Here is a 378-nt window from a genome sequence, read left to right as displayed (position 1 = left end):
AAAAAGCAATGGGGGGTGTAGCTCAGTTGGTTAGAGCGCATGCCTGTCACGCATGAGGTCGTGAGTTCAAGTCTCATCACTCCCGCCATTACAGCAGAAACACCTCCCTTCTATTACACCTATTTTGATAAAATTATTCACATTGGTGGCGAGCACGCTCATGAATTTGTCGAAATTTGTTAGCAGACCTTCCATCTTAAAAAAAAATCATGGATCATTAAGATATGGCGAAATTAATCTAGATTGTAGAGTTTGGTAGGAAAGTGTTAATTATTTTGATTTTATACCTAAAACTCGTAATTTGATCTCGCATATTTTGCTTGGTTTTATCACTTTTTATACATTTCAAGCATTTTTCATGCATATTTCCATGCATAT

General features: G+C 36.2%; 1 tRNA gene. It reads left to right on the top strand.

Annotated features, from left to right (window positions below):
* The first annotated feature begins 11 nt into the window (after nucleotides 1–11).
* Nucleotides 12–88 (top strand) — tRNA-Asp (locus tag ACJ5GX_RS03660).
* Nucleotides 89–378 lie beyond the last annotated feature (290 nt).

This window comes from Wolbachia endosymbiont of Tuta absoluta, from assembly GCF_059414725.1.
The sequence above is the reverse complement of the archived record's forward strand: the minus strand, read 5'-3'. Positions and strand labels throughout refer to the sequence as shown.